The following is a 16,899-nucleotide window of genomic DNA, read 5'->3' on the forward strand; positions in this document are numbered from 1 at the left end:
GACCGTCTTCGCCATGACCATCACCCCCCAGCAAGCCCTGCAGCGCACCATCGAGCACCGCGAGATCTTCCACGACGAGATGGTCGGGCTGATGCGGCAGATCATGCGCGGGGAGGTGTCGCCGATGATGACCGCGGCCATCCTCACCGGCTTGCGGGTCAAGAAGGAGACGGTCGGCGAGATCGCCGGCGCGGCGGTGGTGATGCGCGAGTTCTCGCGCACCGTGCCGGTCGCCGACCGTACCCACATGGTCGACATCGTCGGCACCGGCGGCGACGGCTCGCATACCTTCAACATCTCCACCTGCGCGATGTTCGTGGCCGCGGCCGCCGGCGCCAAGGTGGCCAAGCACGGCAACCGCAGCGTCTCCTCCAAGTCCGGCAGCGCCGACGCGCTGGAGGCGCTGGGCGCGGCGATCGAGCTGCAGCCCGAACAGGTGGCGCAGGCGCTGGCGGCCACCGGCATCGGCTTCATGTTCGCGCCCGTGCACCATCCGGCGATGAAGGTGGTGGCGCCGGTGCGGCGCGAGATGGGCGTGCGCACCATCTTCAACATCCTCGGCCCGCTGACCAACCCGGCCGGCGCGCCGAACATCCTGATGGGCGTGTTCCACCCCGACCTGGTCGGCATCCAGGCGCGCGTGCTGCAGGAACTGGGCGCCGAGCGCGCGCTGGTGGTGTGGGGCCGCGACGACATGGACGAGCTCTCGCTCGGCGCCGGCACCCTGGTCGGCGAGCTGCGCGACGGCCAGGTCCGCGAGTACGAGGTGCATCCGGAGGATTTCGGCATCGCCATGTCGGCCAGCCGCAACCTCAAGGTCGCCGACGCCGCCGAATCGATGGCGATGCTGCGCGCCGTGCTCGACAACGTGCCGGGCCCGGCCCTGGACATCGTCGCCTTCAATGCCGGCGCGGCGCTGTACGTGGCCGGCCTGGCCGACGACATCGGCGCCGGCATCGCCCTGGCGCGCGCAGCCATCGCCGATGGGCGTGCGCGGGCCAAGCTGGAGGCGTACGTGGCCTGCACGCGCGGCCTCGCCGGGCTGGACTGAGCGCCTGCGCCAGCGCCCGATCCCGGTTCTCACCCCCGACACCCCGCATCGCCGATAATCCGGCCATCCCCCAGGATCCCCACCGCATGAGCAGCGACATTCTCCGCACCATCCTCGCGCGCAAGGCCGACGAGATCGCCGCGCGCCGCGCGCGCGTGCCGCTGGCCGAGCTGGTCGCCCGCGCCGAGGCCATGCCGCCCACCCGCGGGTTCGCCCGCGCGCTGCAGGCCGCCATCGCCAACGGCGACCCGGCGGTGATCGCCGAGGTCAAGAAGGCCAGCCCATCCAAGGGCGTGATCCGGCCGGACTTCCATCCGGCCGACATCGCGGTCAGCTACGAATTCGGCGGCGCCGCCTGCCTGTCGGTGCTGACCGACGAGGACTTCTTCCAGGGCCACGACCGCTATCTGCAGCAGGCGCGCGACGCCTGCACGCTGCCGGTGCTGCGCAAGGACTTCACCATCGATCCGTACCAGGTGTACGAGGCGCGCACGCTCGGCGCCGACTGCATCCTGCTGATCGTGGCGGCGCTGGACGACCTGCAACTGGCCGAGCTGTCGTCGCTGGCGCTGCAACTGGGCATGGACGTGCTGGTGGAAGTGCACGACATCGACGAACTGGAGCGCGCGCTGCAGGTGCCGGCGCCGCTGATCGGCATCAACAACCGCAACCTGCGCACCTTCGAGGTGTCGCTGCAGACCACCTTGTCGATGCAGGACGCAGTGCCGCGCGACCGCCTGCTGGTCACCGAAAGCGGCATCCTCGGCCCGGACGACGTGGCGCTGATGCGCGGCGCCGGCGTGCACGCGTTCCTGGTCGGCGAGGCATTCATGCGCGCCGAGGAGCCGGGCGAGGCGCTGCGGCAGCTGTTCTTCGCGGCATGAGCGGGCAGGCGCCGAGTCCGTACCCGTTGCCGCGCGCCGATGCGCCGCTGGTGGTGTTCGATTTCGACCACACCCTGTACGACGGCGACTCCGGCAGCCACCTGTTCGCCTGGCTGATCAAGCGCAATCCGCTGCGCCTGGCCGCCGCGGTGCTGGCCACGCCGTTGCTGGGACCGCTGGTGGCGATGCTGCCGACCCGGCGCACCGGCATCTCCGGCTACGTCTGGATCGCCAGTTTCGGCCTGCGCCGCGCCCGCGAGTTCAATCGCATCATCGACCAGTACGTGCTGCAGCATCAGGCGCAGATCCGCCAGCGGCTACTGCCGCAGGCGCTGGAGGTGTTCGCCCGGCACCGCGCCGCCGGCGATCGGGTGGTGGTCGCCACCGGCGCGCCGCCGGAACTCGCCCGCGCCATCCTCGGCTTCGTCGCGCACCAGGACGTGCCGGTGGTCGGCAGCCTGATCGGCCCGCGCCTGGGCGCGGTCACCGCCACGCGCCACTGCCACAACGAGGAAAAGATGCGCATGCTGCGCGAGCTGGGCTACGGCGAGATCGCCATGGCCTATTCCGACAGCACCGCCGATCTGCCGCTGCTGCAGGCCGCGGCCACGCCGGTGGTGGTCAATCCCAAGCACAGTGCGGTGGCGGTGTTCCGCCGGCTGCTGCCGTCCGGCACGCCGATCCTCAACTGGGGTTGCCGCGACCGCGGTGGCGAGGGCGCCGGCCGCTGACCGCGGCTGCCGTCGGGCGCCGCGACCGCGCAGCGCTCGTCACGGCCAACGTCGTCCGCATGGCCCTGCGTGCACTCGCTGCGGCGATCAGCCGCCGGACCTGGCGTAAGCGCTGTCGCTGCCCACCAAGGCATGGTGCAGCGGCGCGACCCACTGGCCACGGTCGATGTCGTAGGCGCCGAAGCTGCCTTCGAACTCCCAGTAGGCCCAGGCGAAATGGCGCTTCTCCGCAGCGTTGACCACCGCCACCGTCCAGGCCAGGCGATCGGCCGGCGGCGCCTGCTCGTAGGCGCCGAACTCGCCCAGCAGTACCTGCCGATGGTGCGCCGTGGCCCAGGCCGCGATGCGGTCGAACTCGCCGTACAGCTTGGTCCGGTCGGCCGCGCTGCCCCAGGCCACGCCGGTGTGGTCGCGGATGTCCGCAGGCGCCCACGGCGCACCCTGGTGGGTGAAGCGGAACGGGTTGTAGTAGTGCACGGTGACCAGCAGGTGCGCATCGTCGTCGGGCAGGCGCAGGCTGTCGAGCGCGGTGAAGGAATTGCTGCTGGCCGGGCCCACCACCACCGTGCGGGTCGGGTTGTCGCGGCGGATGACCTGCAGCGCATCGCGCAGCAGGTCGTTCCACGCCGCGCTGGTCATCTGGCCGTTGGGCTCGTTGAGGATCTCGAACAGCACCGACGCCGGTGCGTGGCGGTAGCGCGGGGCGACCTGGCTCCAGAACGCCAGCAGCTTGGTCCGGCACACCGCCGCATCGGCGGCGCAGGGGTGGAAGTCGTGTTCGTCCAGGATCACGTTCAGGCCCGCGGCGGTGGCCTGGTCGACCACCGTGTCCAGTGTCTTCAGCCAGGTCGGGTCGAGCCGGTTGGCGGCGTCCATGTGCGCGAAGGCCTGCAGGTTGACCCGGACCGTGCGGAAGCCGCCGTCGCGGATCGTGCGGTACAGCGGCGGACGGAAGCGCGCCTTCGCCGGGTCGTTCCACAGCGGGTCGTAGCCGAGGATGTTGACCCCGCGCCCGAGCCGGGCGAAGGCGTCGTCGGCCTGCGCGCGCGGCGCCGGCAGCGCCAGACACAACAGGGCCAGGAGCAACGGGATGGCACGCATGGCGGTCTCGCGGGGCAGGGGAGTGGTGAGACGCACAGCCATCGGCGGCGGCATCCCGGCCGCGATCATCGCGCGGCCCGCCCAGGGAAAAGCGAACGCGGCCTGACCGCCTGATGCGTGGCCAGCGCCGCGTCAGGTGCCGCCGACGCCGCTCCTGCGAATCCCCAATCCCGACTCCCGGGCGTCAGCCCAGCCAGCGATACAGCGCCCCGCCCACCTGATACAGGCTGATGCCCAGCACCAGCAGGCCGACCGCCACCAGCACCCAGCGCTCGCGCACGCGCTTGACCAACAGCGCCGCCAGCGGCGCGGCGAGCATGCCGCCGACCAGCAGGCCGAGCACGATGTCCAGGTGCTGCAGGCCCATCGTCAGCAGGAAGGTCAGCGAGATCGATAGCGTCACCAGGAACTCGGCGGCGTTGACCGTGCCGATGGTGGTGCGGGCCTGGCCGCCGCGGGCGAGCAGGGTCGATGTCGCCACCGGTCCCCAGCCGCCGCCGCCGCTGGCGTCCAGCAGGCCGGCGACGAAGCCCAGCAGCGGCACCCGCTGCACCTCGCGGCGCGGCAGCGCACGGCCGGCCGCGCGCAGCAGGATCAGCACCGCCAGGGCGAGCAGGTACAGATAGACGAAGGGGCGGATCAACTCGCCCGGCAGCTGCGTCAGCACATAGGCGCCGGCGATGCCGCCGACCATGCCCGGCAGGGCCAGGCGCAGGAACAGGCGCTTGTCGACGTTGCCCAGGGCCAGATGCGACAGCCCGGAGGCGCCAGTGGTGAAGACCTCGGCGCTGTGCACGCTGGCGCTGACCACCGCCGGCGGCAGGCCCAGGCTCAGCAGCACCGAGGAGGAGACTAGGCCGAAGGCCATGCCCAGCGCGCCGTCCACCAGTTGCGCGGCCAGGCCGACCAGCACGAACCAGTAGAAGGTCTCGCTCAGCAGCATCGCGCCGGGCCTAGCGACCCATGGCGGTCAGCGCGCGCCGTACAGCACCACGGTCTTGCCGCGGGCATGCAGGATGCCGTCGACCTGCAGCTTCTTCAGCACCCGGCCGGCCATCTCGCGCGAGCAGCCGACCAGCCGCGCCAGCTCCTGCCGCGACACGCGCAACTGCATGCCCTGTGGGTGGCTCATCGCCTCCGGCTCCTGGGCCAGGTCGTGCAGGGTGCGCACGATGCGGTCGGTCACGTCCAGGAACGCCAGGCGGCTGGCCTTGCGCGAGGTGTCCAGCAGGCGCTTGGACAGCTGCACGCCGATCGCGTACAGCACCCGCGGCGCATCGGACGACAGCGAGCCCAGGAACAGCTGGTGCAGGCGCTCGTAGCTGATCTCGGCCAGTTCGCAGGGCGTTCGGGTGCGCAGGATCACCTCGCGCTGGTCGGATTCGATGAACAGGCCCATCTCGCCGACGAACTCGCCGCTGCCGAAGTAGCCCAGCACCAACTCGCGGTCGTCATCTTCCTCGGCGATGATGCTGACCGAGCCGCTGACGACGTAGTAGAGGGTGCCGGCCGGATCGCCTGGCCTGAACACGTCCGTCCGCGCCGGATAGCGGCGACGGTGGCTGTGGGCCAGGAAGCGGTCGATGGTGGCGGTGTCCAACGTCAGAGGACTTGGAGCGATGCGCACAGGTGCTGCAGTCGATGTGTTTCCGGGGCTCATGGCGGCTTCGCTACTGCGTAATTCCTGAAGCTTAACGGGACGCGTTCGCGGCGGCAAACAAGAGACGGACGCCACGTTTCGCAGCCGGGCCATTTGGCTCATAATTGAGTGTCTTTCCCCCCACTTCCAGAGGATCCACGCCGTGGTCAAGCCGTTGCCTCGCCTGAGGCTGCAAGGTTTCAACAACCTCACCAAGGCGTTGAGCTTCAACATCTACGACGTCTGCTACGCGATTTCCGAAGAGGAGCGCCAGCGCTACATCGAGTACATCGACGAGCAGTACGACGCCGATCGCCTGACCCAGATCCTCACCGATGTGGCCGAGATCATCGGCGCCAACATCCTCAACATCGCGCGCCAGGACTACGATCCGCAGGGCGCCTCGGTGACGATCCTGATCTCCGAGGAGCCGGTCATCGACAAGAAGGCGGCGGGCAAGGAGATCATTTCCGACGCCGTGGTCGCGCACATGGACAAGAGCCACATCACCGTCCATACCTACCCGGAAACCCATCCGCAGCACGGTATCGCCACGTTCCGCGCCGACATCGACGTCGCCACCTGCGGCGTGATTTCGCCGCTGAAGGCCCTCAATTACCTGATCGAGAGCCTGGAATCGGACATCGTGATCATGGACTACCGCGTGCGCGGCTTCACCCGCGACGTGAAGGGCAAGAAGCACTACATCGACCACAAGATCAACTCGATCCAGAACTTCCTGGCCAAGAACGTCAAGTCGCGCTACGAGATGTTCGACGTCAACGTCTACCAGGAGAACATCTTCCATACCAAGATGCACCTGAAGGACTTCGACCTGGACCAGTACCTGTTCGAGGAGAAGGCCAAGAACCTCTCGTTCAAGGAGCGCATGCGCATCGAGGCGCTGCTCAAGCGCGAGATCGAGGAACTGTTCCACGGGCGCAACCTGTCCGAGTAAGCAGCCTCCACACGGCGGGACGACCCGCCCGCAGCCTGCGCTGCGACCCCTGCGACGGCGGCCCGATGTGCAGACATCGGGCCGTTTTCGTTTTATTTGTCTACGGAGAAAGACAATGCCCTGGATCTACCTGTTGCTGGCCGGCCTGTTCGAGATCGGCTTCGCCCTCGGCCTCAAGTACAGCGAAGGCTTTACCCGGCCCTGGCCGACCGTGGCCACCCTGGCTGGTGCCGGCCTCAGCCTGTGGCTGCTGACCCAGGCGCTCAAGCACATCCCGCTGGGCACCGCCTATGCGATCTGGACCGGGATCGGCGCGCTGGGCACGGCCGTGCTCGGCGTCGTCCTGTTCGGCGACAGCGCCTCGCCGGCGCGGCTGGCCTGCATCGGCCTGATCGTGGTCGGGGTGATCGGCCTGAAGCTGGTCGGCCACTGAGCGCGGCGCGCGAGCGCGGGACTCAGGCGGCGATGCGGCGCCGGGTCAGGACCCGGCCGATCAGCATCCGGTGCGCGACCACCGCCAGCAGCGCGGCGATCGACAGCGCGATCATCGCGCGGGTGAACACGCTGCCGAGATTGCCGGCGTGCTGCAGCTGGTCCAGGCGCCCGAAGCGCGAGGGATCGGCATTGGCGTAGGCGATCTCGACGGTGGCGCCGTCCAGCAGCAGCGGCGCGGCTTCGGCGCCGCTGGCTTCGAAGGCGCCGCTGTGCAGGCGGCCCTTGCTCTCGAACACGTAATGGAAGCGGTAGCGCACCAGCGGCTGGGTCTGCATGCCGAAGGCGCCGTCGGCGATCACCGGCACGGTGGCCACCGAGTGGTCGCGCAGGATCGCGCTGGCCTGGCGATAGTCGCCGAGCAGGTGATGCAGCAGGGCGCCGCCGCCGAGCGCGAACAGGGTCGCGAACAGCAGGCGCGACAACCAGCGGGTGCGGGGCGACGGTAGATGGAGCGAAGATGCAGGCATGGCGATCGGCAGGCAGAGCGCACGCGGGCGTGACTCGGCGCGGGTACTTCGGAGAGCGGATGGCACGAGGGACGTACCACGGCTCGAACGGCGTGCGCCGACGTGGAATCAGTCAGCGTTCGTTCACTTTAACGCGATCGGGCGGGTAATGCCAGCCGGGGTGGCGCCAGCCCGACCGGCGGGCGGCTACAGCCGATAGGCGACGGCCTTCATCAGCCGCGAGGCGGCGGCCATCACCGTGGGGATCGGCGGCGGCAGGCGCCGTGCGCCGGCCTGTTCGGCATGCTCGGCGTGGCGGGCCTCGTCGGCCTTCATCACGTTCAGTACGTCGCGGCTGCGCAGGTCGGCCGGCGGCAGGGTCTGCAGGTGTTCGTCCAGGTGTGCCTCGACCTGGCGCTCGGTCTCGACCACGAAGCCCAGGTTCCAGCCATCGCCGCGTAGCCCGGCCAGGGTGCCGATCGCGTAGCTGCCGGCGTACCACAGCGGATTGAACAGGCTGGGGCGGCTGTCGAGCTCGCGCAGCCGCGCCGCGCACCAGGCCAGGTGGTCGGTCTCCTCCTGCGCCGCCTCCAGCAGGTGCGCGCGGGTGGCCGGATCGCGCGCGACCGCGGCCTGGCCGAAGTACAGGCCCTGCGCGCAGACCTCGCCGACGTGGTTGATGCGCATCAGGCCGGCGGCGTGGCGGCGCTCGTCCGGCGCCAGCACCACGTCGGCGGTGGCCGCGGCGGGGTAGGGACGCTGCGCCGGCGGGTCGCCGAACACGGTCTCCAGCGCGCGCTGGGCCTCGACCAGGGCGCGATCGAGCGGGGAATGCTGGCGATTGGCGATCATGGGGAAAGCCCGGAAGCGGTGGGGGCCTCGATTTTCGCCCCCGACCGGCGCACTGCCAAGCGCGCTGCCGGCCCCGTGGCGGCCCCGTGGCGGCCCCGTGGCGGCCCCGTGGGGCCAGCCATGGGTGGACTTGCGCGCCGCGGCCGGGCCACGTAGAATTTCGCCTCTTGCGTTTTTGCAATTCACAACGCGTGGCAAAGTTCCGGCCGTTCGCTGCAGGAATCCGCCCGACCAACCGAGTCTTATAATGAGCACCTTCACTGCTAAGTCCGAGACCGTCCAGCGCGACTGGTATCTCGTCGACGCCGCCGGCAAAACGCTGGGCCGGCTTTCCACCGAACTGGCCCGCCGCCTGCGCGGCAAGCACAAGCCGGTCTACACCCCGCACGTCGATACCGGCGATTACCTGGTGGTGATCAATGCCGAGAAGATCGTCGTCACCGGCAACAAGCTCAAGGACAAGAAGTACCACCGCTTCACCGGCTACATCGGCAACCTGAAGACCGAGAGCCTGGAGCAGGCGCTGGAGCGCCACCCGGAGCGCGTGATCGAAATCGCGGTCAAGGGCATGCTGCCCAAGGGCCCGCTGGGCCGCGCGATGTACCGCAAGCTCAAGGTCTATTCCGGTGCGGAGCATCCGCACGCCGCTCAGCAGCCGCAGGTTCTGGATATCTAATCATGGCGATTTCGCAAAACTACGGCACTGGCCGCCGCAAGTCCTCCACTGCCCGCGTGTTCCTGCGCAAGGGCACCGGCAACATCTCCGTCAACGGCCGTCCGCTGGACGAGTTCTTTGGCCGCGAGACCGCGCGCATGATCGTGCGCCAGCCGCTGGAGCTGACCAAGAACACCGAGAGCTTCGACATCGTCGTCACCGCCACCGGCGGCGGCACCACCGGCCAGGCCGGTGCGATCCGTCTGGGCATCGCCCGTGCGCTGGTCGAGTACGACGAAACCCTGAAGAGCGAGCTGCGCAAGGCCGGCTTCATGACCCGCGACGCCCGCGAAGTCGAGCGTAAGAAGGTCGGTCTGCACAAGGCCCGTCGCGCCACCCAGTTCTCCAAGCGCTGATCCATCGCGCCTGGCGTGGGCTCCTTCGGGAGCCCGCTGGGACCAAGCAAAAGCCCGGCTTTGGCCGGGCTTTTGTCGTTCTGGGTCCGCGGGCTTGGGCTGGAAGCACGTGTGTGCCGTCGCCGGTTTGGCGCGCTGGATTTGCGCATGGCATTCGGGTGATTGCCCGTCTGGCCCGAAGACCCGGTGTCGCCGCAAGAGGCTCATGCCTGCGGAGTCGCATGTCTGCAGGGTCAGGGGCGCGGGCGTCCCGTCGACATGGGTCGAATGAGTTCGTTCTCTCGTCAGCGCCCGCTTCGGTGGATCGAATTCCATCTGGTGGAGTAGCCCCCTTGGCGTCCAAGGGGCGCGCCGGCAGGCGCGGGGATGTGGAGGCGGAAGGCCAGGGCCCGCACCTTGCGCAGCAAGGTGTGGGGCGCAGGCGCTGCGCGCCTGCGCAAACCCGCAGCCAAACACACAAAAAAGGCCGATCTTACGATCGGCCTTTTTTGTGTGTTTGGCTGCCCCGGATGGATTCGAACCACCGAATGCCTGAGTCAGAGTCAGGTGCCTTACCGCTTGGCGACGGGGCAATGTGGACTGCAAGTATCGCACGCCTTGGGCGTACACACCATGGTGGCTATGGGTGGACTCGAACCACCGACCCCAGCATTATGAGTGCTGTGCTCTAACCGGCTGAGCTACATAGCCCTGGTGAACCGACAATTCTTATGGAGAAGCGGGCGGCTGTCAACGGGTTTCTGCGCTGCTTGTGGCCCGGCCGCAGCCATGGCAGAGTCGGAGCCAGTAGATTTTTCAGGAGTCCGCATCGTGATCGATCCGGACGGCTATCGACCGAACGTAGGCATCGTGCTGATGCGGCCGGATGGTCAGGTGTTCTGGGCACGCCGTGTGCGCCGGGATGGCTGGCAGTTCCCGCAGGGCGGCATGAACACCGACGAGACCCCGGTGGAGGCCATGTACCGCGAGTTGCGCGAAGAAACCGGGCTGTTGCCCGAGCATGTGGAAGTGCTCGGCGCCACCCCCGGTTGGCTGCGCTATCGCCTGCCCAGCCGGGCCATCCGCCGCAACGAGCGCCAAGTCTGCATCGGCCAGAAGCAGGTGTGGTTCCTGCTGCGGATGCAGTGCGACGAGAGCCAGCTGAACCTGGAACTGACCGAGACGCCGGAGTTCGACCACTGGCGCTGGGTCGATTTCTGGTACCCGGTGGAGCACGTGGTGCTGTTCAAGCGCGGCGTCTACGCGCGGGCGCTGCGCCACCTGGCGCCGTTGGCGCAGACCATCGCCGGCGCCGGCATCCGCGCCATGCCGACCCTGGCCCAGGAGGCCTGGCTACCGGGCAATACCGCGGGCCACGAGCGCCCGCGCAAGCGTCCGCGCAAGCGTGGCGGGCCCTGGGCGGCCCGTATTAATAACGATTAACGGGCGGAATTGACAACCATTCTCACTTTGGTTTGAATGGCGGCAGGCGCAGTCCGCGCCGTCCGCCGCCAAGCCTGCCGTGTACGTCTGCATCTGCAATGGGGTCACCGATCGCCAGATCCGCGAAGCCGCCGAAGCCGGCTGCCGCAGCGTGTCCGAACTGACCATGCGCACGGGCTGCGGTGCCACCTGCGGCTCCTGCCTGGACATGGCCGGCGAGGTGCTGGAGCGCGCGCTGAGCCGCGAGCTGCCGTTGCCGGTGCTGGGCGGCCTGGCCCGCGCCGCCTGAGTCCGTCCGCCGCGCTGCGGCGCGGGATGATCACGATTCGCGTTCCTTCACGTCGCGGCGCGATTCGCTAGAGTCTGCGCTTTCCGGATTTACGCGAGCGACATCATGAAGGGCGACAGCAAAGTCATCGAGTTCCTCAACAAGGTCCTCTACAACGAGCTGACCGCGATCAACCAGTACTTCCTGCACGCCAAGATGCTGAAGAACTGGGGCCTGAAGGAACTGGCCGAGCACGAGTACAAGGAGTCCATCGACGAGATGAAGCACGCCGACAAGCTGGCGGACCGCATCCTGTTCCTCGAGGGGCTCCCCAACTTCCAGGCGCTGGGCAAGCTGCGCATCGGCGAGAACCCCAGGGAAATCCTCGAGTGCGACCTGGCGCTGGAGCGCGAAGGCACCGTCACCCTGCGCGATGGCATCGCCTACGCCGAGTCGATCCAGGACTACGTCAGCCGCCAGCTGCTGGCCGACATCCTGGAGTCGGAAGAAGAGCACATCGACTGGCTGGAAACCCAGCTCGACCTGATCGAGCGCATCGGCGAGCCGAACTACCTGCTGACCAAGCTCGACGATTGAATCGTCGGCGCATGACGCCGCGGCGCCGGCCTGCGTCCGCGCCGCGTTGGAGAGTGTCCGGGCGCTGCACTCCGGCACGTGGATCGGCTCAGCCACGCACGTGCAGCAGCGGCTTCAGCCGCGACGCGTGGTTGGCGGGAGGTTGGCGCTGATCCCGAGCAGCGACACATGCCGCTCCTGCCCGAATCCATGGTGACGGCATCGCATCCGCATCGTGTGGCGTGGCCCTTTGTTGGAACGGCTTCCGCCGGCGCGTCGCGGGCCGAAAGTCGCCGCTGATCCCGAACAGCGGCACACGCCGTTCCTGCGCGCATCCATGTGGACGACATGGCATCGGCAACGCACGACCTCCGCGTTCTGTGGGAGCGGCTTCAGCCGCGACGCCTTGGTGGTGATCGGTTGCAGCGGAACCTGCTCCTGCACGCACCGAGCCGGCGGCGACTGCGACTGCGGCCGCACCGCGCGCGGCGAGAGTTTCCTGTGCGGATCAACCGCAACACTGCGCATCTGACGCTCGCGACATCCTCTGCGTGATCGCAGGCGGAGCATGCGACACGGCGAAGGTCATGGCGGTGCATCGCGACGCCCATGCACGCACCGCGCCCTCTTACTGTAGGAGCGGCTTCAGCCGCGACGGGCGTTACCGGCAACGCCTGTCGCGGCTGAAGCCGCTCCTACGAGAAAAACAGCAGGCGGTGCGTCTGCGCCTTCGATGCTCGGTGGCAGATCTGGCAGGCGATCGCGCCGCCTGCAGGCGCGGGGCGACGCCACATCCGCGCGATGCCGCGTTACGGCGCGGCGGGTTCGGCGGCATCGCGGACGCTGGCGCGGTAGCCGCTCAGCGCCAGGCGCGCGCGCGCGAACTCGGCGATCACCAGGGCAACCGCGACCACGGGGCGATCCAGCGTGCCGGTGCGCACGCCCGACTCGATGCGCAGTGCCGCGGCCGACAGCGCCAGTGCGCCGAGGTTGGCGGCCGAGGATTTCAGCGTGTGCGCCGCCTCGCGCAGCGCATCGCTCTCCGCTGTCGCCGCGGCCTGCTCCAGGCGCTGGATCAGCAGCGGCGCATCGGCCAGGAACAGCTCGACGATCTGCGCCACGCTGGCCGAGCCGATGACCTCGCGCAATTCGTCCAGCACCGCGATGTCCAGGACCGGCGCCGGCACCGCCGATGGCGGCTCAAGCTCGTCTGTCTCCGGCGAGGCGAGCGGCGACGGCGACGCCTCGTGCTGTTCCAGCGCAGGCGCTGTCGGAGGGACGTCGCGTGTGGCGTGATCGGGCGATGGCATCGGGGCGGTCGACGTTGCGGTGGGGGTGGACGCGATGGCAGCGTCCGCCGGGTGCATGTCGGCGTGGCGGGTGTCCTGCGCTTCGACGTGCATCGCGTCGGCGAGTGCATCCGCTGGTCCGCTGGGGACGGTCGCGTCCGTCGCCGGGGCTGCATCCGCCTCGGGCGCGACTGTCTCGCGCGCCGGCATGGCCGCCGGCTGCGTCGGCAGCCAGCGCTGCAGGCAGGCCTGCAGCCGCGCGCGGTCGATCGGCTTGGACAGGTAATCGTCCATGCCGGCCTCGAGGCAGCGCTGGCGGTCGCCGGCCATCGCGTTGGCGGTCATCGCCACGATCGGCAGGCGCGGGCGTGCCGCCTCGGTCTCGCGCTGGCGCCACTGGCGGGTGGCGGCGTAGCCGTCCAGCACCGGCATCTGGCAGTCCATCAGCACCAGGTCGTACGGCTGCCGCGCCAACTGCGCCAGCGCGGCAGCGCCGTCCTCGACGCTGTCGGCGTGGTGGCCGAGCGACTCCAGCAGGCGCCGCGCCACCATCAGGTTGACCGGATTGTCCTCGACCAGCAGCAGCCGGTAGCCGCTGTGCGGTGGCGGCGCATCGGTCTCTGCCGCAGCGGTTGCCGCGGCCGCGGCGCGGCTTGGTGTGGGGCTGTCCTTGGCGTCCTGCGCGAAGGCGTCGTGGTAGAACGTATCCGCGGCGTCGTCGCTGGCGGCGGTCTCGCTGGCCAGGCTCGGTGTCGCCGGCGCCAGCGCCAGCATGCTGCGCAGGTCGATATCGGCGGCCTGCCGCGACAGCAGCGCGCCGTGCGCGCGAATTTCCTCGGGAATGTCGGCCTCGCCGTACAGCCAGATCAGCCGCGTGGTCTGCGGCGCCGGCAGCCGCGCCACGGCACGCTGCAAGGCGCGCGCGCTCTGCCGCAGGCCGTCCAGGTCGCCGATCACCAGATCGTAGGCCGGGCGCGCACCGCTGCCGTTGCCGCGCAGCCGCTCCAGCGCCTCCTGGGTCGAATCGACCTTGCTGACCTGCACGCCCCAGTTCGGCAGCAGCACGCTCAGGCGCTGCTGCAGGCGTGCGTCGGCGCCGACCAGCAGCGCGTGCAGCCGCGGCAGGCCGCCCGGGTTCCGCGACAGGTCGCCGATCACCTTCAGCAGCGGGATCTCGAACCAGAACGTGGCGCCCTGGCCCTGCCGCGACGCCACGCCGATGCGCCCGCCCATCAGTTCGACGATGCGCTTGCAGATGGTCAGGCCCAGCCCGGTGCCGCCGTACAGGCGGGTGGTGGAGGCATCGGCCTGGGTGAAGGCCTGGAACAGGTGCTCCTGGCGCTCGGCGCTGATGCCGATGCCGGTGTCGCGGACCTCGAAGCGCAGCAGGTGCTGCGCCGGGGTCTCGCCGAGCCGGCGCACGCCCAGGTCGATGCCGCCGCGCGCGGTGAACTTGACCGCGTTGCCGAGCAGGTTGCTCAGCACCTGGCGCAGGCGCACCGGATCGCCGCGCACCGGCAGGCGCACCGCCGGGTCCAGTTGCAGCGCCATGCGCAGGCCCTTGGCCTCGGCCGCGCGCTGCATCAGCTCCAGCACGCCGTCGAGCAGTTCGCGCAGGTTGAAGGTGGTGATCTCCAGCTCCAGCCGGTTCGCTTCCAGCTTGGAGTAATCCAGGATGTCGTCGACGATGCGCAGCAACTGCAGCGAGGACGTGTTGGCCGCGCGCAGCATCTCGCGCTGGTCCAGGCCGAGCGGGCCGCGCCCGATCAGCTCCAGCATCGGGATGATGCCGTTGAGCGGGGTGCGGATCTCGTGGCTCATCGTCGCCAGGAACTCGCCCTTGGCCAGCACCGCGGCTTCGGCGGCCTGCTTGGCCTGCAGCAGTTCCTGTTCCAGCCGCTCGCGCGCGTGCACGTCGTGCTGCAGCGCGTTGCGTTCGGATTCGGCCAGCGCGGCGCGCGCCAGTGCCGCATCCAGGCGTTCGATCTGCTGCCGCGCGCGGCAGCCGGCGGCGGTGGCCAGCGCCGCAGCGGCGGCCATGCACAGCGGTGCCAGCCAGTGCCATGGCGCCGGCAACGGCAGTGCCAGCGGCGGTAGCGCCAGCAGGGTGCCGGCGACGGCGAGCGCCGCGGCGAAGGCCGCCGGCCGCGGAACCGGCCGGCGTCGACGGGCAGTCATGGCTACAGCACCGCGTTCTGGAAGTCGAAGTTGAGCTGGTCGCCGACCGACTGCACCAGGTTGCCCTGGATGAAGTCGACCCCGCCCATCCACATCGCCGCCGCCGCCTGCGCCTGCTCGATCTGCTGGCCGATGATCAGCAGGCCGGCGCGGTGCGCCAGGTCGATGGTGGCGCGCAGCTGGTCGCGCAGATCCGGATCGGCATGCGCACCGGCGAAGCGCGCCGACAGGCGCAGATAGCCCAGCGGCAGGTGCGCGAGCAGGGCTTCGGCTTCGGCGCCCGGCTCGAACTGGCTGATGCAGAACTGCACGCCCAGCGGCATCAGCCGCGCGCAGAACTGCTGCAGCGTGGCGGTATGGACCAGCGCATCGTCCAGGCGCAGGTCGATCACCAGCGAGGTGCCGGTGACGCCGCGGCGGCCGATGGTGTCGATCAGCCATTCGGCGAAGGCGGTGCGCGCCAGCGTGCGCGAGGATTGCGACACGAACAGGCGCAGCGGCGGGGTGGCGTGCTGGTACAGATGCAGCAGGCCCAGCGCGTGGTCCAGCACCTGCTGGTCGAGGTCGGCGATGCGGCCGCCGGCTTCGGCGGCCGGCAGCACCTGGCCGGCCGAGAGCAGGCTGCCGTCGCGCTGGCGCAGGCGCAGCAGCACCTGGTACTGGGCAATGTCGCCGCCGGCGACGGCGACGATCGGCTGGTAGGCCGGTTCCAGTTGCCCTTCCAGCATGGCGATGCGTTGCAGGTCCTCGTCCGCGCGCGGCGGCACGTAGGCGGCGATGCCCTGCGGCTGCAGCCGTGCCTGCAGGGCGGTGCGTTCCACCGCCTCCAGCGCGCTGCCGGCGTCCTCGAAGCCATGGCCGAAGTCGGCATAGCCGATCGCGCAGCGCAGGTGCAGCGCCTCGTCCTCGCGCAGCGGGAAGGCGTGGCCGGACAAGGTGTCGCGCAGGCCGTGCGCGCGCTGCCGCTGCGCGTCGGCATCGGCGTCCTCGCTCAGCAGCAGGAAACTGTTGTCGTTGAGCCGCGCCAGCGGCTGCGGCGCGGTGACGCCGGCCAGACGGCGCCCGGCCTGCGCCATCAGCCGCTCGAATGCGGCGTAGCCGTAGCGTTCGCGCAGGCCGAGCGCGCTGGCGATCTCGATGAAGTACAGGCTGCCGGGGCGGCGCGCGCGCAGCGTCGTGTCCAGCAGCTGCAGCAGATGCGCGCGGGTCGGCAGGCCGGTCTCCGGATTGTTCAGCGGCACCGCCTCGGCGTGGTCCTGCTGCGCCTGCTGGCGCGCGCGGCGGATGCGGTTGGAGACCGCGGCGATCAGGTGTCGCGGCCGGATCGGCTTGGTCAGGAAGTCGTCGGCGCCGCTGTCGAGCACTTCGTACTCCAGCTCCGGATCCGCATCGCCGGACAGGAACACGATCGGCAGCAGCTGGTGCTGCGGCTGCTGGCGGATCAGCGCGGTCAGGCGCATGCCGTCCAGGCCCGGCATGTGCAGGTCCATCAGGATCAGGTCGGGGCGGTAGTCGACGATGGCCTGCTGCACGTCTTCGGCCTGCATCTGCACCTGCGCATGCATGCCGGCACCGTGCAGCACGCTCTGCGCGAACAGCGCCTGCGCGCGGTCGTCCTCGACGATCAGCACGCGGTAGGGTGCGGCCGCATCCTGTGCGGCGGAATCGGAGGCGGTGTCGGCGACGACGAAGGCGGCCGCGCTGGCGTCGGCCGGGCCATCGTCATGCTCGCTGCTGGCCAGCGGCATGGCGGCCGCCGCGGAGTCGGCGGCGCGATCATCGGCGGCGAGGTCGGCGGGCGCCGTGGTCTGCGCGTCGCCGACCCAGCGGCGCCAGTAGTGCGGCGGCGGGGTCTCGGCGCGGACATGGCGCGCGCGGTCCTCGCGATGGGAAAGCGGAGCGGCGTCGTTGGCGGGCATCGCGTCTGGTTCCTGGTGC

Annotated in this window: 17 protein-coding genes and 2 tRNA genes; 10 read left to right on the plus strand and 9 right to left on the minus strand. The window is 69.8% G+C overall.

Going from position 1 to position 16,899, the window contains the following annotated elements:
• Positions 1–13: 13 nt before the first annotated feature.
• The 3 genes from trpD to Q7W82_RS04485 all read left to right on the plus strand — a co-directional run bounded on the left by trpD (position 14) and on the right by Q7W82_RS04485 (position 2,666).
• A complete protein-coding gene (gene trpD / locus Q7W82_RS04475) occupies positions 14–1,051 on the plus strand; it encodes an anthranilate phosphoribosyltransferase (RefSeq protein WP_242160197.1) in 1,038 nt (345 codons plus the stop codon).
• A gap of 86 nt (positions 1,052–1,137) precedes the next feature.
• Positions 1,138–1,935, plus strand: coding sequence for an indole-3-glycerol phosphate synthase TrpC (gene trpC / locus Q7W82_RS04480; RefSeq protein ID WP_242160198.1), 798 nt, complete (start codon positions 1,138–1,140; stop codon positions 1,933–1,935).
• Positions 1,932–2,666, plus strand: a complete 735-nt coding sequence (locus Q7W82_RS04485) for a haloacid dehalogenase-like hydrolase (protein WP_160946126.1) — start codon at positions 1,932–1,934, stop codon at positions 2,664–2,666. The genes trpC and Q7W82_RS04485 overlap by 4 nt, the downstream gene beginning before the upstream one ends.
• Before the next feature lie 87 nt (positions 2,667–2,753).
• On the opposite strand, the gene Q7W82_RS04490 is transcribed toward Q7W82_RS04485, so the two are convergent.
• The 3 genes from Q7W82_RS04490 to crp form a co-directional block, all read right to left on the minus strand.
• Positions 2,754–3,767, minus strand: a complete 1,014-nt coding sequence (locus Q7W82_RS04490) for a glycoside hydrolase family 5 protein (RefSeq protein ID WP_242160199.1) — start codon at positions 3,765–3,767, stop codon at positions 2,754–2,756.
• 184 nt (positions 3,768–3,951) lie between these two features.
• On the minus strand, positions 3,952–4,710 hold the full coding sequence (locus Q7W82_RS04495) for a sulfite exporter TauE/SafE family protein (protein WP_160946128.1): 759 nt from the start codon (positions 4,708–4,710) through the stop codon (positions 3,952–3,954).
• A gap of 27 nt (positions 4,711–4,737) precedes the next feature.
• On the minus strand, positions 4,738–5,427 hold the full coding sequence (gene crp / locus Q7W82_RS04500) for a cAMP-activated global transcriptional regulator CRP (protein ID WP_010341415.1): 690 nt from the start codon (positions 5,425–5,427) through the stop codon (positions 4,738–4,740).
• 142 nt (positions 5,428–5,569) lie between these two features.
• Here crp and speD point away from each other — a divergent pair, with 142 nt between their 5' ends.
• Complete coding sequence (speD, locus tag Q7W82_RS04505) at positions 5,570–6,364, plus strand: adenosylmethionine decarboxylase (protein ID WP_017910332.1); 795 nt, start codon at positions 5,570–5,572, stop codon at positions 6,362–6,364.
• 115 nt (positions 6,365–6,479) lie between these two features.
• A complete protein-coding gene (locus Q7W82_RS04510; RefSeq protein ID WP_160946129.1) occupies positions 6,480–6,797 on the plus strand; it encodes a multidrug efflux SMR transporter in 318 nt (105 codons plus the stop codon).
• A 22-nt stretch (positions 6,798–6,819) separates the two neighbouring features.
• On the opposite strand, the gene Q7W82_RS04515 is transcribed toward Q7W82_RS04510, so the two are convergent.
• Both Q7W82_RS04515 and coq7 read right to left on the minus strand, forming a co-directional pair.
• Positions 6,820–7,326 carry a hypothetical protein gene (locus tag Q7W82_RS04515; protein ID WP_242160200.1) on the minus strand — a complete coding sequence of 169 codons (507 nt, stop codon included), beginning with the start codon at positions 7,324–7,326 and terminating at the stop codon, positions 6,820–6,822.
• A gap of 186 nt (positions 7,327–7,512) precedes the next feature.
• Complete coding sequence (gene coq7, locus Q7W82_RS04520; protein ID WP_242160201.1) at positions 7,513–8,157, minus strand: 2-polyprenyl-3-methyl-6-methoxy-1,4-benzoquinone monooxygenase; 645 nt, start codon at positions 8,155–8,157, stop codon at positions 7,513–7,515.
• 247 nt (positions 8,158–8,404) lie between these two features.
• Here coq7 and rplM point away from each other — a divergent pair, with 247 nt between their 5' ends.
• A complete protein-coding gene (gene rplM, locus Q7W82_RS04525; protein WP_010341420.1) occupies positions 8,405–8,833 on the plus strand; it encodes a 50S ribosomal protein L13 in 429 nt (142 codons plus the stop codon).
• A 2-nt stretch (positions 8,834–8,835) separates the two neighbouring features.
• On the plus strand, positions 8,836–9,228 hold the full coding sequence (gene rpsI, locus Q7W82_RS04530; RefSeq protein WP_019797755.1) for a 30S ribosomal protein S9: 393 nt from the start codon (positions 8,836–8,838) through the stop codon (positions 9,226–9,228).
• Between the two features lie 497 nt (positions 9,229–9,725).
• On the opposite strand, the gene Q7W82_RS04535 is transcribed toward rpsI, so the two are convergent.
• Positions 9,726–9,800: transfer RNA gene (locus tag Q7W82_RS04535), tRNA-Gln, on the minus strand.
• A 41-nt stretch (positions 9,801–9,841) separates the two neighbouring features.
• Positions 9,842–9,918: transfer RNA gene (locus Q7W82_RS04540), tRNA-Met, on the minus strand.
• A gap of 120 nt (positions 9,919–10,038) precedes the next feature.
• Here Q7W82_RS04540 and Q7W82_RS04545 point away from each other — a divergent pair.
• The 3 genes from Q7W82_RS04545 (at position 10,039) to bfr (ending at position 11,515) form a co-directional block, all read left to right on the plus strand.
• The gene (locus Q7W82_RS04545) at positions 10,039–10,650 is read left to right on the plus strand and encodes an RNA pyrophosphohydrolase (RefSeq protein WP_010341422.1); all 612 of its coding nucleotides are present in this window, start codon (positions 10,039–10,041) and stop codon (positions 10,648–10,650) included.
• Positions 10,651–10,729: 79 nt separating this feature from the next.
• Entirely contained in the window at positions 10,730–10,939 is a 210-nt protein-coding gene (locus tag Q7W82_RS04550) for a (2Fe-2S)-binding protein (RefSeq protein WP_160946132.1), read from the plus strand.
• 105 nt (positions 10,940–11,044) lie between these two features.
• Positions 11,045–11,515, plus strand: coding sequence for a bacterioferritin (gene bfr, locus Q7W82_RS04555; RefSeq protein ID WP_242160202.1), 471 nt, complete (start codon positions 11,045–11,047; stop codon positions 11,513–11,515).
• Positions 11,516–12,303: 788 nt separating this feature from the next.
• Here bfr and Q7W82_RS04560 read toward each other — a convergent pair.
• Positions 12,304–14,961 carry an ATP-binding protein gene (locus Q7W82_RS04560; protein ID WP_242160203.1) on the minus strand — a complete coding sequence of 886 codons (2,658 nt, stop codon included), beginning with the start codon at positions 14,959–14,961 and terminating at the stop codon, positions 12,304–12,306.
• Positions 14,962–14,963: 2 nt separating this feature from the next.
• Complete coding sequence (locus Q7W82_RS04565) at positions 14,964–16,880, minus strand: EAL domain-containing response regulator (protein WP_242160204.1); 1,917 nt, start codon at positions 16,878–16,880, stop codon at positions 14,964–14,966.
• Between the last annotated feature and the right edge of the window lie 19 nt (positions 16,881–16,899).

Origin of the sequence: Xanthomonas indica (assembly GCF_040529045.1) — a bacterium.
GTDB classification, from domain to species: domain Bacteria; phylum Pseudomonadota; class Gammaproteobacteria; order Xanthomonadales; family Xanthomonadaceae; genus Xanthomonas_A; species Xanthomonas_A indica.

Bases quoted from the DNA above. Each gene is read 5' to 3' on its own strand.
- Q7W82_RS04565 (WP_242160204.1), bottom strand. From the start codon at position 16,880: ATGCCCGCCAACGACGCCGCTCCGCTTTCCCATCGCGAGGACCGCGCG.
- Q7W82_RS04515 (WP_242160200.1), bottom strand. From the start codon at position 7,326: ATGCCTGCATCTTCGCTCCATCTACCGTCGCCCCGCACCCGCTGGTTG.
- coq7 (WP_242160201.1), bottom strand. From the start codon at position 8,157: ATGATCGCCAATCGCCAGCATTCCCCGCTCGATCGCGCCCTGGTCGAG.
- crp (WP_010341415.1), bottom strand. From the start codon at position 5,427: ATGAGCCCCGGAAACACATCGACTGCAGCACCTGTGCGCATCGCTCCA.
- bfr (WP_242160202.1), top strand. From the start codon at position 11,045: ATGAAGGGCGACAGCAAAGTCATCGAGTTCCTCAACAAGGTCCTCTAC.
- Q7W82_RS04490 (WP_242160199.1), bottom strand. From the start codon at position 3,767: ATGCGTGCCATCCCGTTGCTCCTGGCCCTGTTGTGTCTGGCGCTGCCG.
- trpC (WP_242160198.1), top strand. From the start codon at position 1,138: ATGAGCAGCGACATTCTCCGCACCATCCTCGCGCGCAAGGCCGACGAG.
- Q7W82_RS04510 (WP_160946129.1), top strand. From the start codon at position 6,480: ATGCCCTGGATCTACCTGTTGCTGGCCGGCCTGTTCGAGATCGGCTTC.
- rplM (WP_010341420.1), top strand. From the start codon at position 8,405: ATGAGCACCTTCACTGCTAAGTCCGAGACCGTCCAGCGCGACTGGTAT.
- trpD (WP_242160197.1), top strand. From the start codon at position 14: ATGACCATCACCCCCCAGCAAGCCCTGCAGCGCACCATCGAGCACCGC.
- Q7W82_RS04560 (WP_242160203.1), bottom strand. From the start codon at position 14,961: ATGACTGCCCGTCGACGCCGGCCGGTTCCGCGGCCGGCGGCCTTCGCC.
- Q7W82_RS04495 (WP_160946128.1), bottom strand. From the start codon at position 4,710: ATGCTGCTGAGCGAGACCTTCTACTGGTTCGTGCTGGTCGGCCTGGCC.
- Q7W82_RS04485 (WP_160946126.1), top strand. From the start codon at position 1,932: ATGAGCGGGCAGGCGCCGAGTCCGTACCCGTTGCCGCGCGCCGATGCG.
- rpsI (WP_019797755.1), top strand. From the start codon at position 8,836: ATGGCGATTTCGCAAAACTACGGCACTGGCCGCCGCAAGTCCTCCACT.